General features: G+C 62.5%; 14 protein-coding genes. 5 read left to right on the top strand and 9 right to left on the bottom strand.

Features of this window, described 5'->3' with window-relative positions; genetic code table 11:
• Positions 1-119: 119 nt before the first annotated feature.
• A complete protein-coding gene (locus ACR30Z_RS14505) occupies positions 120-1,049 on the top strand; it encodes an RluA family pseudouridine synthase (RefSeq protein ID WP_434373384.1) in 930 nt (309 codons plus the stop codon).
• Positions 1,050-1,060: 11 nt separating this feature from the next.
• Here the strand turns inward: ACR30Z_RS14505 and ACR30Z_RS14510 are convergent, their stop codons facing one another.
• Complete coding sequence (locus tag ACR30Z_RS14510; RefSeq protein ID WP_434373214.1) at positions 1,061-1,600, bottom strand: O-acetyl-ADP-ribose deacetylase; 540 nt, start codon at positions 1,598-1,600, stop codon at positions 1,061-1,063.
• A 54-nt stretch (positions 1,601-1,654) separates the two neighbouring features.
• On the opposite strand from ACR30Z_RS14510, the gene ACR30Z_RS14515 reads away from it, so the two are divergent.
• Entirely contained in the window at positions 1,655-2,287 is a 633-nt protein-coding gene (locus tag ACR30Z_RS14515; RefSeq protein ID WP_144650348.1) for a DedA family protein, read from the top strand.
• 10 nt (positions 2,288-2,297) lie between these two features.
• Here the strand turns inward: ACR30Z_RS14515 and ACR30Z_RS14520 are convergent, their stop codons facing one another.
• The 6 genes from ACR30Z_RS14520 to ACR30Z_RS14545 form a co-directional block, all read right to left on the bottom strand.
• The gene (locus ACR30Z_RS14520) at positions 2,298-2,603 is read right to left on the bottom strand and encodes a hypothetical protein (RefSeq protein ID WP_434373217.1); all 306 of its coding nucleotides are present in this window, start codon (positions 2,601-2,603) and stop codon (positions 2,298-2,300) included.
• A 138-nt stretch (positions 2,604-2,741) separates the two neighbouring features.
• Positions 2,742-5,540 carry a phosphoenolpyruvate carboxylase gene (gene ppc / locus ACR30Z_RS14525; protein WP_144650344.1) on the bottom strand — a complete coding sequence of 933 codons (2,799 nt, stop codon included), beginning with the start codon at positions 5,538-5,540 and terminating at the stop codon, positions 2,742-2,744.
• Between the two features lie 117 nt (positions 5,541-5,657).
• Positions 5,658-5,978, bottom strand: a complete 321-nt coding sequence (locus tag ACR30Z_RS14530) for a hypothetical protein (RefSeq protein WP_434373219.1) — start codon at positions 5,976-5,978, stop codon at positions 5,658-5,660.
• Positions 5,979-6,033: 55 nt separating this feature from the next.
• Positions 6,034-6,591, bottom strand: a complete 558-nt coding sequence (locus ACR30Z_RS14535; RefSeq protein ID WP_434373220.1) for a glycosyltransferase — start codon at positions 6,589-6,591, stop codon at positions 6,034-6,036.
• 50 nt (positions 6,592-6,641) lie between these two features.
• A complete protein-coding gene (locus tag ACR30Z_RS14540) occupies positions 6,642-7,565 on the bottom strand; it encodes an ATP-grasp domain-containing protein (protein WP_434373222.1) in 924 nt (307 codons plus the stop codon).
• 172 nt (positions 7,566-7,737) lie between these two features.
• Complete coding sequence (locus ACR30Z_RS14545; protein ID WP_434373224.1) at positions 7,738-9,288, bottom strand: sigma-70 family RNA polymerase sigma factor; 1,551 nt, start codon at positions 9,286-9,288, stop codon at positions 7,738-7,740.
• Between the two features lie 150 nt (positions 9,289-9,438).
• Between ACR30Z_RS14545 and ACR30Z_RS14550 the strand changes: the two genes are divergently transcribed.
• The 3 genes from ACR30Z_RS14550 (at position 9,439) to ACR30Z_RS14560 (ending at position 12,613) form a co-directional block, all read left to right on the top strand.
• Positions 9,439-10,209, top strand: coding sequence for a hypothetical protein (locus ACR30Z_RS14550; RefSeq protein WP_144650338.1), 771 nt, complete (start codon positions 9,439-9,441; stop codon positions 10,207-10,209).
• A 96-nt stretch (positions 10,210-10,305) separates the two neighbouring features.
• A complete protein-coding gene (locus ACR30Z_RS14555; protein ID WP_434373225.1) occupies positions 10,306-11,589 on the top strand; it encodes an Ig-like domain-containing protein in 1,284 nt (427 codons plus the stop codon).
• Positions 11,590-11,785: 196 nt separating this feature from the next.
• A complete protein-coding gene (locus tag ACR30Z_RS14560; protein WP_434373226.1) occupies positions 11,786-12,613 on the top strand; it encodes a DUF1684 domain-containing protein in 828 nt (275 codons plus the stop codon).
• 24 nt (positions 12,614-12,637) lie between these two features.
• Here the strand turns inward: ACR30Z_RS14560 and ACR30Z_RS14565 are convergent, their stop codons facing one another.
• Both ACR30Z_RS14565 and ACR30Z_RS14570 read right to left on the bottom strand, forming a co-directional pair.
• A complete protein-coding gene (locus tag ACR30Z_RS14565) occupies positions 12,638-13,909 on the bottom strand; it encodes an acyl-CoA dehydrogenase family protein (RefSeq protein ID WP_434373385.1) in 1,272 nt (423 codons plus the stop codon).
• Positions 13,909-14,697: an SDR family NAD(P)-dependent oxidoreductase gene (locus ACR30Z_RS14570; protein ID WP_434373228.1), complete on the bottom strand. Its 789-nt coding sequence runs from the start codon at positions 14,695-14,697 to the stop codon at positions 13,909-13,911. Before ACR30Z_RS14570 ends, ACR30Z_RS14565 begins: the two co-directional genes overlap by 1 nt.
• Between the last annotated feature and the right edge of the window lie 40 nt (positions 14,698-14,737).

Below are 14,737 nucleotides of genomic sequence, written 5' to 3' on the forward strand. Positions count from 1 at the left end.
TCAAGAACTTTTTTATGTTCGGAAGCTGCATCTGTTGTGGGGCCTCTTCTGCGCGCTTTCAGCCACGAATTGGACGCAAAGCAGGCCTCACAACGCAGGCAAAGTAGAATCATTCGGTGATGCAATCCCCCCTCCCCGTGCGCGACGGCGTGAACGCCACTCGCCTGCGCCTGCCGGACGAGGGCCCATGGACCACCGCCATGGACTACATGATGCACCGCTGGGGACACATCGATCCCCAGGGCATCGAGGACCGGTTCGACGCCGGCGAAATCGTGGGCGAAGGCGGTGTGCCGCTGGACCGCAGCACTAAGCTGGAGGACCACACCTTCATCTGGTACTACCGCACCCTCCCGCCGGAGACGCGGTTGCCGGTGGAGATCAACATCCTGCACCAGGACGAGCACATCCTGGTGGTGGACAAGCCGCACTTCCTCCCCACCACGCCCGGCGGCACGTACATCCAAGAGTCAGCCCTGGTCCGGCTCCGGAACCTGCTGGATCTCCCGGACCTCATCCCCATGCACCGCCTGGACCGCATGACCGCCGGCCTGCTGCTGCTCTCCACCAACCCGGAAACGCGCGGCAAGTACCAAGTGCTCTTCGAGAAACGCCAGGTCCGGAAGGAATACGAGTGCGTGTCCGCCGCGGCACCGGCGGCAGGTTTTCCCGCCGTCGAATTTCCCGCCACCGTCCGCAACCGGATGACCAAGTCCCGCAGCTACCTGCTGGCCGAAGTCATCGACGGCGAACCGAATGCGGAGACGCGCATTGAACAGACAAGAACGTTCGACGCCGGCACTCACCAGCGCGCGCTCTACCGCTTGGAGCCGCACACGGGTAAGACGCACCAGCTCCGGGTGCACATGGCCTCGCTCGGGCTGGGTATCGTCAACGATGCCTTCTACCCGGATCTGCTGGACAAGGCCCCGGACGACTACGGCAAGCCACTCCAGCTGCTGGCGCGCGGCATCACGTTCGTGGACCCCATCACCAAGCAGCCCGTTGAATACCGGAGCCAGCTCGAGCTCAGCGAAGCCCACGGCTGACCTTCCGCCGGTCAGGATTCAAACACGGACCGGAAGACCGCTGTGGTCTCCTCCGAAAACAGCACGAACTCCACCACCTCCAGCAGGCTGTCCGGAGCGGCCCCTACAGACGCTGACGACGAGAAGGACCTCACGACGTCGAACGCTTTTTCGGCAACCTGACGGGCGTCCCAACCGTAGATTCCGGCGCTGATCGCCGGGAACGCGAGGGAGCGCGCACCAAGCTCCGCTGCCACCTTCAGGCTTTCCCGGAAGCAGGATGAGAGCAGCGCCGGATCGGTCTGCCCGGCGTGCCGATTGGGTCCCACGGTATGGATCACCCAGCGTGCCGGGAGGCGGAAGCCAGGCGTCGCGACGGCGGCACCCACCGGCAGGCCGGAAGGCAGTTCCGTCCGACGCAATTCTCGGCATGCCTCAAGAAGGTCCGGGCCGGCGGCGCGGTGAATGGCACCGTCCACTCCCCCTCCACCGAGCAGAGAAGAGTTGGCCGCGTTAACGATCACGTCCACAGTGCGCTTGGTGATGTCGTCGTGCAGGATGTCGATTCGCATGCCGCCAGTCTGGCGCCGGCGCGGCATGAGCGGCAAGTGCGGTACCTTGTGCCCATGGACTTCACCGCCCCCGAGACGTGGGGATCCGCAATTTACCTGTGGATCGTCCCCATTGTGCTGGGCGACGCCATTTTCCCGCCGATCCCTTCCGAGATGGTGGTCATCACCGGTGGAGCCCTGGCCGCCGACGGTCACGCCAACTTCTGGCTGATCCTGTTCTTGGCCGCGTTCGCTTCCTGGCTTGGCGACATGGCCGTGTTCATGCTTTTCAAGCGGCGCATCAGTCACGTCCTGGACCGCTGGTCGTGGGGCCGCAGAATCCATCGCGGAATCCATGAGGCCATCGCCAAAGCCGGCCGATCCTCAACCTACGGTGCCATCATCGGCGCTCGTTTCATCCCCGGCGGCAGGCTCGCCACATCCTCCGCTGCGGGCATTGCCAACGTTTCGGTCCGCGGGTTTTCCCTCTGCGCCGGATTGGGGGCGGTGCTGTGGGCGGTATGGCAAGTGGGCCTGGGCTACTTCACCGGTTCCACCACCAAGCTCCCCTTCTGGGCCAGCTCCCTGATTGGCGTGGGCGTCGGACTGGTGATCGGCGTAGTGGTCGGGTTGATCGTTACCCGGCGACGCGGAACCCGGTCACCCGTGGATGAACCATACGACGGCGACGTGCCACAACCCGAGTAGCGCCGACCCTCTAGACCGGGGCCCAGCGCCCGCGGTTGCGGCGCAACACGTACAGGCTTCCGGTCACCGCAACACGCTCGACGGCGTCACGCATCATGGCGGCCGACGCCCGGGCTTCGTCGTTCTCACCCGAGTAGTCGCGGTCATTCACCGTGAAGCGCAGGCTGATCTGGGGGACGCCACCCACGATATCCAGCTGGTTGGCTTCCACATGGTGGCGGGTTTCCAAGGCTTCTACGGCTGCGGTCATGACTGACTCAGGTGCATTGCCCGGTTTGAGGCCAGTGATCTTCAACTTGGTCTGGAACGACGGCATCCCACTACCCTAACGCTCTCTCACATCCCACACCCCCGGGCGGATCCCTCTCTCACATCCCACACCCCCGGGCGGATCCCTCTCTCACCGAATGAGAGAGGGATCGCCAAAAGCCCGCTGGATGTGAGAGAGCGTCTGCTAGCCGGTGTTGCGCAGGCCGGCAGCTACACCGTTGACGGTAATCAGCATGGCGCGCTGGAGCCTCTCGTCAATCTCGGCGCCGGACACCGACTCTTCGCGAACGCGGCGAAGAAGTTCCACCTGCAGGTAGCTGATGGGGTCAAGGTATTGGTCACGGATTTCCAGGGAACGCTTCAGCGTAGGCTGCGCATCCAGCAATTCGGTCTCGCCGGTGAGCCTTTCGATTTCGGCGACAGTGAGTTCGTACTCGTCACGGATCATGTGGAACAGCCGGTGCAGTTCTTCCGGGACGAGCGAAGAAACGTAATGTCCCGCAATCTCCATGTCTGTCTTCGCCAGCGTCATTTCCACATTGGAGATCACAGAGCGGAAGAAATGCCAGCGGTCCATCATTTCGACCAACTGGTCCGTGCTGCCGGCCTCGCGGGCAGCCTTCAGACCTGACCCCACGCCGAACCAACCGGGGACGATCTGGCGGGACTGGGTCCAGCCGAACACCCACGGGATGGCGCGGAGGCCGCCAAGTCCCGCGCCGGAGTCCGGGCGCTTGGAGGGACGCGATCCGATGTTCAACGATCCCAACTGTTCCACCGGCGTGGAAGCAAGGAAGTAGGCAGGCAGCTCGGGATCGTCGATCAGCCTACGGTAGCGGGCGAACGCGGCGTCCGAGATGGTCTCCATGACGTTGGCGAACCGCTCGCGTTCGTCTTCCGAGGTGCGCGGGGTGCGGTGCAGGGCGGAACCCTGCATGACTGCGGCCAAGGACAGCTCGAGATTCTCGCGGGCAAGCTCAGGGAGCGAGTACTTGTCCGAGATCACTTCGCCCTGTTCGGTGAACTTGATTTCACCTTCGAGAACGCCGTTGGGCTGGGCCATGATGGCGTCATAGGTGGGTCCACCGCCGCGGCCCACTGAACCACCGCGACCATGGAACAGACGGACCCGGACGCCGTGTTTGGCGGCCACATCACGCAGCTTGCGTTGGGTCTTGTGGATCTCCCACTGACTGGTCATCACTCCGGATTCCTTGTTGGAATCGGAGTACCCGAGCATGACCTCTTGGACATCGCCACGGAGACGCACGAGTTCCCTGTACGACGGATCGGACAGCAATTGGTCCACGATTTCAGCCGAGGCGCGCAGTTCTTCCACAGTCTCCAGCAGCGGAGCGAAGCCGATCTTGGCGTGCGGCTTGGCGCCGAAGAGATCAATCAGCCCGGCCTCGCGGGCAAGGACAGCTGCAGCCAAGACGTCGTCGGCGCCTCGGGTCATGGAGATGATGTAGGTCTCCACGACATCGGGCCCATAGGTGTGCAGTGCCTGGCGAATGCTGCGGAAGACGTCGTAGGTCCCGTCTGCAGTGCCCTCGAGCTTGATCGGATGGCCTGAGAGAGGGCGGCGGGAAGCCAGTTCCGCACCGAGGAACTCAAAGCGCTCCTCGCGGGTCAGATCACCGTACGGCTTTTCAGTGCCGAGCCTGTCCACCAACTGCCCAACAGCATCATGGTGGTAGTCAGCGTGCTCACGGATGTCCAGCGTGGCCAAGTGCAGGCCGAACGCAGCGATAGCCCGGCGCACCCGCGCCAGGGCGCCATCCGCCACCAGTCCAGCCGAGTGGTTTCGCAGCGACGCTTCGAGCAGGCCGAACTCTGCCAGCAACTCGGACGTGGTGGCGTAGTCGCGTCCGGGCTGGTGGTACGTCGAGCCGGAAACGCGACGCCCTGTGTTGATGAGCTTGGCCTTGATGCACGTGAGCTTAAGCCTGTAGGGCTCCTGCGCGTTCAGTTCAAGGATGCGCTTGTCCAGCCCCGGAAGGTTCTTGAGGTCTTCGGTGATCGAATCCAGCAACTCCTGATCGGCCCCAAACAGCGCGGTGGAATTGGAGAGAACTGAAATGAGTTCGTCGATCAACGCAATGCTGATGCGAACAGCGTTCTGGTTCTGGAGTTGCAGGATTTCACGGGTCACGGCCGCAGTGACATTCGGGTTGCCGTCACGGTCGCCACCAATCCACGAGCCGAAGCGAATCGGCGCAGCACTGGCCGGCAGGGCGACGCCGTGCTCGCCGAGGAGTTCTGAGAGGTCGGTGAGCATTTCCGGCATGGCGTCGGTAAGGATGCTGTTCAAGTAGTAGATGGCGTTGCGCGCCTCATCCACGGGAGTGGGCCGGACCTGGCGAAGCTCATCCGTCTGCCACATCTGGTCGATGATCTCGGCAAGCTGGCGGTCTTGGCGACGCCTCGCGGACGTCCCCTCGGCAGTGGGCTCGGCGAGGACATCGGACAGCTTCCGAACCTTATCCAGCACCGAACGACGTGACGCTTCAGTGGGGTGCGCCGTAAAAATGGGGCGTACATCGAGTTCGTTGATGACGTCCTGCAGGACCTGCGGTCCTGCTTGGCCGGCGATCTCGGAAACAGCCTTTGCCAGCCAGCCATCCTTCTCCTGGCGAGTGCGGAGTCCCCGGACGCGGTGCACTTGCTCGGCCGCGTTGCTGAGGTGGAAATAAAAAGCGAAGGCCCGGACCAGGTCCGTCGCCTGGTCAAGTGGCAAGGAGGCGAGCAACTCGCGGACCTGGGCAACGACGTCGTGCGCGCTCCAAGGTCCGGTGGCATCCGCGCCGCCGCGGGCGGCTTCCTTCGATTCCTTGGTCAGCAGGCGGACCTGCTCAACGAGTTGGAGCAGCTCCGGACCGTGCTGCCGTACCAGGGACTCGCCCAGCAGAGTGGAAACGCGGCGAACATCGGCTCGCAGTTCGGCGGCAAGATCGGCGGCTTGATGGGCAGTGTGAACCATGGATACATACCTTCGGGATCTGGTTTGGCTCGTACACTGCGCTGGATACTGTGAGCCGGATTACTGATGTTTCCTACGGGATCTTACCCGTACCGAAGTAAACGCAAGCAATACGTCTCAGATTCTGGCGTCACCTTTTGGGATACTTTCGGACGGACCTGGAAGGATCACCTTCCCGCCGAACAGCTCGTCGCCTGCAGGGCCCGGACCTGCAGAAAGACTTTCGTGCCTCCGCTGCCGCAACTCCTCAAGGGCTGCAGCGGCCTCCAACCTGGTGGGCGCGCCGGTAGCTGGCTCAATCATGGACAAGACGCTGCCCAGTGTGCCCGTGGCACCTTTCGCCGGAACCCCTCGCTGGAGCAGGCGCATACCCGCCCACATCGAACCAAGGATCAGCGCAACACTGACCACCAGAGCAACCACAGCATCGATCCCCATGCGGTCAGGGTACTCCGCAAGAGCGGGCCACCACAGCCTTCCCCGTACCAACTGTTCAGGTGATCGTATGGACTACTTCGCCGATGCTGTGGCCAGCGGGCCGGGACCGAACACGATAACCAGCCTTGTGGACCCGCTGCGCCAATTCAAGAACCCTCACCGGGGTTCCCGGCGGGAACCCGCCGACCTCCCTGACCGCCTCGTTCCTGAAGGCGGCAGTGCCGTCCAGCAGGCGCACAGCACCCACTTTCGGATGGTCGAATCCCTCAAGCAGGTGAAGCAAAGTTCCTGAGGCACAGACTGCCTCTGCTTCGACCACCACCAAGATGTCCCCGAGCGCAGCATCCATTCCACGGGCCAAGGCCGCCCCCTCGCCGGCCGGAGCATCGGATAAGAACCGCACCCGATCGTGCTGCTGGGCGAGACCCTGCATAATACGGGCAGTAGAGTCCGTGGAACCGCCGTCCACCAAAACGATCTCCATGCGCAAGTAGCGGCTTGCAAGGACTGACTCCACGCACTGATTGATGACTTCGGCGTGGTTGCAGCCCGGCACAATCACGGATACCAAAGGCCGCTCGTCGATGAGCGAGTACCGAACCTTCGCGGGCATAGCCCGGTTAAACCAGGTGCGCCATCCAGTTCCAGGGAGTTCCGACAGCGTCACGCAGACCGCCCCAACAGCTGGCCATGCAGGTAACGGCCCAGCACGTTGTCCACGAGCTGTGGGGCATGGGCACTGTATGCCCCAAACCGGGCCTCAACCTCCAGCACCACCGGGATGCCGTTCTGCATGCGCCGGATGTCCACGCCAACAGGACCTGTCAGGCCCAAGGAGGATGCGGCGGCTGTGGCCAACCGGCCAACATCCGGCTCTGCTATCCCGTCCAGCTTTCGGATGCTGTAGGAACGACCGCTTCGAGGCATTGGGGGCAACGTCTTTTCCAAGACCACAACCAGATCCCCAGGCTCGGGGGTGGACCCGCCCCGAAGGATCGCGGAAGCATATTCGGTCCCCGATGCAAAGCGCTGCACAATCCATGAATCATCCAGGGTGGCCCAGATGCGCGCGGCCCGGGCCCCGCCGTCGGACGTTCTTTCCAGAAGCCGGATACCACGGCCGTCTCGTGAAATCCGGGGCTTGACCACCAGCGCCCCGCCCAGAGTGTCCATGGCTTCATGCACAGAGCCAAGAACACTCGGCAGCCCGAAAGCCGGAACACTGACCCCGGCGCTCTGAAGGCAGGTCATGGTCAGGTATTTGTCGTTAGCCGTCCGGACAGGGGCCGGTTGAGCGATCACGACATCCACACCCGGCGCGAAATCGTCACGGGCTTCGGCTGCTAAAACCAGTTCCTCGCTGACAGTCGGAATGAGGAATTGGATATCATACTTGGCCACGAGGCCACGCAACTCCCAGAGATATTCGGGGGCACGACAGGGAGAAACGACGGCCACGATATCGGCAACCCCGGGGCGGGTGCGCTGCCTGTCTACTCCCAGGACCCAGTGGCCCTTGGCCATGAGTTGGCGAGCCAATGAGGCACCGGCGGCGCCGCCAACTCCTGTCACCAAAATTCGTGCCATCAGAACCGCCCCACAGGAGTCTGCGCCGGCCTACCCAACGTTGCTTTCATTTCCCCCCTAGGTCCGTGCGCACATCTGCCGTTCGTGCAGCGTCCATGGATGAGTGCACCGATGATGAGCTTCGTGACGCCATACTGCTCACTGATTCGAGGTGGATACTCGCTGGTTCGGGTCAATAGGTATATGAAAACTTGTTCGGGGCTATATAGGCGCCGTACAGGGAATACGTCAGGACACGGACGTCCCGCTTCCGCTTGGAATCTGTTGTGACGCGGAAGTGAAGATCGTCTCGCTGCACCGATTTGGTAGCGCAAATGACAACTTTGTGGCTTTCCACGCTGCATGTCCACCCATCCGGGGCGCTAACGGAATCTTCCACAATCCAAGAGTCCTCCCCAACTGAAAAAACTGCCTTGCCGCCACTTAGGGGTTGGGTGCCGGAAGCTGTGAAGTCCACTTCCACAGTGGTATCGCCGGAGTCAGGGTTGCGGTTCCGCTCCGCCGATGCAGTGATCTCCACCGAACTCGTCCTGGGTGATGCCGCGGAAGGCTCCGGCGTTGGAGTGCGAGCCGGAGGAGCAACCGCAGAAGGAGTGACCAGCGGCTCCTGGGGAACCTCCTGCGCTGGGGGCTCCGGTGCGACAGGCAGTGGAGCCTGAAAGGGGGGCGCCGGAGCCGGAATGACTGATGGTGTCGGGGTTGGATCGGCCGACCCGGGATCCCCTTCCAGCCGCGTGGCCTCCGTCGCGACTGCCGGCTGCTCCATGTAGGCATCCGGAGTCAGGTGGTCCACGATTCCCACGGCCCCCAACACCAACCCAACCCCGGCTGCTGCGATGACGGCCATAACAACCGGTTGCGCAAGGGTTGGAATAGCGATGGCCACCTTGACGGGGACTATCCCTCCGAGAACGCCCAGCCCCGCGCCTTTTCCCGCCCACAGTGCAAGGGGAACGCCAGTCACCAGGGGTAGGAGTACAGCCCTCATGCTTCCCTGAACATCCTTTAGCTCAGCGAGCGCGGACGTGCACTGGGAACAGCCCTGCAGGTGCTCACGAACCTTGCGCTCCGCGGCGTTGGATAGGCCTCCTCGGATGAAGTTGCCCAGCTTCGAGGCGCACTCGGCACATCTGGCATCAGGCTGATCAGCGATGTGGCATTGCAGGTATTGCCGCCTCAGGCCCTCACGTGCGCGGAGAGCGAGCGCCGAAACCGCATTGGGAGAGAGCCCGAGGATTGGCGCCACAACAGCCGGCTTCATCCGTTCAACGTCTAAATACCACAGCACTGCCTGCCAACGTTCCGGCAGGGAGCGGAAAGCTTTGGCCACCGTCCGCGACTCAAAAGCGCTGACGGCGGCGTCCGAATCGGTCAACGTTTGGTCAAGAACAGATTCGTCACCGCTGGGGAGGACCCTGCCAGCCTTGCGATTCCGTTGGTGGGACAACCTCGTGACAGTGGACAGCAGGTAAGCGCGGAAGAAGGTATCCGGCCCCTTGCCCGCGACGAGGCTTTGCAGGACGGACTGGAAGGCCTCGGCCACAACGTCCTCAGCATCACTGGGGTTGTCCACGTTGCGCCGGGCGACGGTGGAGGCAATGGAGAGGTGGCGTTCATAGAGGTCGTCAAATGCGGACATATCCCCGCCGCGGACCAAATCTATAAGGTGACCGTCGCTATCGACGTCCACGTTGCTGCTGCTCGCATGCGACCGCTGTGCCATCTATGGCACCCCCAAACCGTAAAGAAACCTGCCCATGTTAATGAAGTGACTCGGGGCGGCCAGTCGTGACGCGATTTTGTACAGTGTCTTTAGCAACGAATCCCCGGACCAACCACGTCACGAAATGGCCACTCCGCGCACTGTTCGGATATGACATCGTTCCGGACAAATTCATTCGCTGAATGCACGTTCTCGCGGCACCTTCTGCTGCGTAGATGGCAGACCACGAGTTATGAGACAGGTTGGCGGTTCCGCGCCGATTGGTTCCTGCCCGAAGTCCGGACAGTTGTGACGTCACTGGCAACCCGCGCAATGATTCCGGGGGCGACGGCGAAGTCCCTGGGCGCCGCCCGCGCCAGGAATGGCGTCAGCATCAGTGAAACGATGACCGACCTACGAGCCCTGTTCGCCGCCGCAGGGCAAACCCCGGATGTCGATGCCCTCCAGTCGTTGGCAGAAGGGTGGGCAGAAGTCGCGGAAACGGCACCTCCCATCTCTTGCACGGATGTCTACACCGGGCTTGCAACCCAGGCCCACTTCCAGCGTCGGATCCACGAAGTGTCAATGTTTGGATCGGAGTGCCTTGGGCGGCACGCGCTGGCCGTCATTTCCGTACCCCAACCCCGTGACAGCCGCAGCCATTGCTGGACACTGTTGGCCCGCATGGGGGAAACGGTCCAAGGGCAACTAGGTGGAACCGGCGCAACGGCCATGTACCAAAACTCCGCCATCCATGTTCTGTTCCCCCTCAGCGAGAGCAACCTTTCCCGACTGGTGAAGTGCAAAGCCGCCATGGAAGCTCTGGGCGACGGTGCGCTGAGTCCTGCGCACATGAAGTTTTACCCGCTTTCCGCGGCGGCTGCGTCATTGCCTGCCACCCCTGCAGCAGCGGCCCAAGACTCCTCCTGCGAAACAAAATAGGCCGGACGGCAACCTGATGGCGTCATGAACCCGTTGGTACGAACACTCAACATCCGACGGAACACTTCACCGAGGACGTTAGGGACCATCCATCTCATGAACTACCAGATCCATCTAAAAACCTTGTCGAGGGTGGCCGCGCTCTTGGCCTCTGCCTTGACCCTCCTGGGAGTGTGCATGTGGGCGTTGCCGGCCAAAGCCGCAAACCTGACGGAGGCGGAAATCACCATCAGCACGGAATCAGTGGTGTCGAGTCAATGGGACCAAATGGACCTGGCCTGTGAATGGTCCGTCCCTGACAATTCACAACCCGGTGACACTTTCAGCATCCAGCTCCCGTCCGAACTGCGCTGGTTCGGAGCTACTTCTTTCAATCTGGACAACCCCGACGGCGAGACGGTTGCCACGGCGGTGGCAAACGACGCAGGCCTGGTGGTGTTCACCTTGACCGATTTCGTGGTCTCGCATCCGCTCAACGTTGGTGGGACATGTTCATTCAGTACTCAGTACTCATTGGAGCCTGGACCCGGTGAAACGAAGGAACTGACCTTCACGGTGGGATCCAGCGTGGTTCGGGTCCCCGTGGTCATCGAGCCGTGCACCGGAGACTGCGGCCCTGGCGTACCAACCTCAGCCGGCAAGTCAATGCGATGGATTGATTCCTCCCAGACCGAGCTCGAATCGATATTCTCCATGCCCCCCATGGCCTCGGAAACCAACGACGTTGTGGTTACCGATACTCCCGCACCCGGCCTGGAAATGGACTGCAACAGGGTTACGCCGCGCGTTGGGAAGAACGTGAGCAGCACCGGCAACGTTGTTGAGCCCTATGACAACAACCTGTACCCAGCGACCATCGACTGCACCCCGCAGGAGCTCACTGTCAGCTGGACCGGGCTCCCCGAAGGCGAGCATGTGGAACTCTTTGTCGCAACCAAGGTGACGGACCCATCCTTGGACGTCTACGAGAACAGTGGGACAGTGACCATCGCAGGCAAAGAAAGCCCTGTAGTGGCACAGCTTCGTCGAAATGACGCAGGCGGCACCGGAGATGGCACCACCATGCCCGCGCCCACACCCACCCCCACCACAGCAACCCCCACACCCACAGCAACCCCCACACCCACACCGACCCCCAGCACAGCTACCCCCACACCCACACCGACCCCCACCACAGCAACCCCCACCCCCACACCCACCAGCCCTGTGAATGTGGTGCCCACGGAAATACCGTCGAAACCTACCCAAGCGGATACCTCTGAGCAGCTGGCCAACACCGGCGCCCAGGGATCGGCGTTCATCTTCGTGGCCGCCGCATTCCTGGCCCTCGGGTCCTTGCTGGCGTTCGTTGGTGCTCGTTGGGTGAGGCGACGGTCGTAGTAGGAGGGTCGTAACAGAGGGGCAAAACCACGGCTCGCGCTGGCATGGGTTGGGGGCCAGCGCGAGTCGTTCCACGCCTGCTGACGGCCCGGTCCCCAGCCCACGGATTCCGGGAATGCCGAGGTCCAGCGGATAGTTGAGCACAGTGCATAGATGAGAACAGTGCATACACCGCGAACACCAGCCGAGGAGAACCATGAGCTCGCCCACCATCGCCACCGATGCCCAACTCGCCCGATGGGAACGGTTTCGTGCCGGTCGAAATGCCGCGCTCGCCGCTGACCATGGCTGGTTGACGTTGACTTCATTCCAATGGCTGGAAGAAAAACCCTCGGATGTCGAATTTGTTCCGGGTCTCTGGTCTACCGATGGCACAACGGCTTTTCTCTCGGCGAGCGCCGAGGACGGACTCACTTTCGTCGAGACCGGCAACACGGTGGAAGGCACCATAAGCGCAGTGCTGCACGACGAAGAGTCCCTGATGTGGGTGCAATACGGTGGCGCCGATGGCAAACAGGTGGTGGTGGAGCTAGCTATGCGCGCGGATAAGTACGCCATCCGCACACGGGACAACGGATCTCCAGTGCTGACCGAGTTCAGGAGTGTCCCCACGTACGACTACAACCCGGACTGGGTTATCGAGGGCCGGTTCGAGGCCTACGCCGAGCCCCAAGACGTACCCATCGGCACGGCCAACCCCCTGGTGGATGGTGTCCACCGCTCCGTGGGCGAGGTGGTTTTCCGCGTGCCAGGTGTCCCGCATGAGATTCGCCTCCATGCCGAAGAGGAGAAACTGGGTGCGCTCAACGTGACCTTCCACGACGAGACCAACGGCGACACTACCGACGAGTGGCGAAAAGTGTTCATCCCCCGCCCCCGCCCGGATGGATCCGTGGTGATCGACTTCAACCGCACCATCAACTATCCCAGCGCTTTCACGCCGTACGGGACATGCCCTATGCCCGTACGAGGCAATTCCATCGACGTGCGGGTTGAGGCCGGAGAGAAGCTCCCTCAGGACTAGCGCTTGGACACTGGGACGTCAGGCCTAGGCGATGGCCGAAACTCCAGTCACTGCACGGCCAACAATGAGCGAGTTGATCTCGTAGGAGCCTTCGTAGGTGAAGATGGCTTCGGCGTCCGCGAAAATCTTGGCGATCCGGTAGTCGGTGACAATTCCGTTCCCGCCAAGAATGGAACGGCCCAGGGCCACCGTCTCCCGCATCCTGGCGCTGCAATACGCCTTGGCGAGCGCCACCTGCGCCATGTCGGCGCCCCCATGACGCACGCCGTGGGCGTCCGAGAAGATGTCTTCCTGTAGTTGCGCGATGCGGACCATCATGCCCATGCTGGCTACCGCATTGCCGAGCATATCCACCAGGTGTTGCTGAATGAGCTGGAACTTGGCCAAGGGCTTCCCGAATTGAATCCGCTCAACGGCATACTGTCGGGCGACATCGAACGCTGCCAGTTGCTGCCCCACGGCCTGCCAGGCAACCATGATCCTGGAGCCGCGCAGCAGGTGGTTGGTGTCGGCGAAGCTGCTGATGCCGGCGAAACGATCCGCCTCCGAGACCTGGACGTCGGTGAACACGATGTCGGCGTTCTGCACTGTCCGCAGGGCAATCTTGTTCTCAATCCGGGTCCGCGTGATGCCCGGCAGGGAAGCATCCACGATGAAGGCACGCACGGCACCGCCACTTTCTTCCTTCGCCCAGACGAGCATGTAGTCGCAGAACGTCCCGTTGCCGATCCAGCGCTTGGCGCCGTTGATCACCCAGTAGTCACCGCCGTCGGACTCTGCCCGCTCGACCCGACGCGCAGTGGTCTCCATTCCCCCCGCAACATCGGAACCGTGGTTTGGCTCGGTAAGGGCGAAGGCACCGGTGGTGCGGAGGTTGGAGGCGTCGTCCAGATAGCGGTCCTGTTGCGCATCGCTGCCGAAGTCGTAGAGCGACTCGACGAAGAGATCGTGGTGAACCATGAAGAAGGTGGCGATGGAGGTATCGACGCGCGTCATCTCGGCGATCACCAGGCCAGCGAAGAGGTGCGTGTAGCCACGCTGCGCCGGCGCGCTGAGGCGAAGGGCCGCAAGCTTGGGGAGAATGTGCTCAGGGAACTCGGCTTTCTCCCACCATTGCCCGGCGTACGGCGCGATTTCGGAGGCCAGGAATGCCCGTAGTTCGTTGAGTTTCCGCTGCTCCTGAACGCTGAGCAGCGACTCGAAGTCGAAAAAGTCTGCGGTGGGCAGGTCCGCTATCGACGCCGGGATAGGCCCTGCGGAACCGCCCGGGAGGTGCCCGCCGCTATAGTCGCCCATCATTTGAGCCCCATGCGGATGGCACCGTCCAAGCGGATGGTTTCCCCGTTGAGCATTGCGTTCTCCACGATGTGGGCGGCCAGGTTGGCGTACTCGGCTGCACGTCCCAGTCGGGCAGGATGCGGGACCTGCTGGCCCAGCGAATCCTGGGCTGCTTGGGGAAGTCCGGCCATCATGGGTGTTTCAAAGATGCCCGGCGCGATGGTTGCTACCCTGATCAGCGAACGGGCAAATTCGCGCGCCAACGGAAGGGTCATGGCCGCAACGGCGCCCTTGGAGGCGGCGTAGGCGGGCTGCCCGATCTGCCCCTCAAAGGCTGCAACGGACGCGGTGTTGATGATGACCCCGCGCTCGGGTCCACCCAGTTCCGTGGACACTGGCTCGCTGTCCACCATGGCCGCGGCGGCAAGACGGACCACGTTGAAGGTGCCTACAAGGTTGATCTGGATGACCTTGTTGAAGGTCTCAAGGGGCAGCACACCGTCGCGGCCAAGAACCTTCCCCGGCGTCGCGATCCCGGCGCAGTTGACCACGATCCGGAGCGGCCCCAGCGAAACTGCGGCATCGACGGCGGCCTGGACTTGCGCTTCGTTGGTCACGTCCGCGGGTGCAAAGATCGCTCGCGAACCCGAACCGTCGTTGAGCTCCGCCGCATAGTCTTCACCCGCTGACTGCGGCAGATCCACCAGTACCACCGATGCTCCTGCGTCGAACAAGCGCTTCGCGGTGGCAGCCCCCAGCCCCGACGCCCCGCCGGTAACCAGCGCGACCGTGCCCTTGATGTCCATTCATCCTCCTTGATGCAGACTCAAATCCGTTAATGCATGT

The sequence above is a fragment of the Paenarthrobacter sp. FR1 genome, from assembly GCF_051106045.1.
GTDB lineage: Bacteria > Actinomycetota > Actinomycetes > Actinomycetales > Micrococcaceae > Arthrobacter > Arthrobacter nitroguajacolicus_A.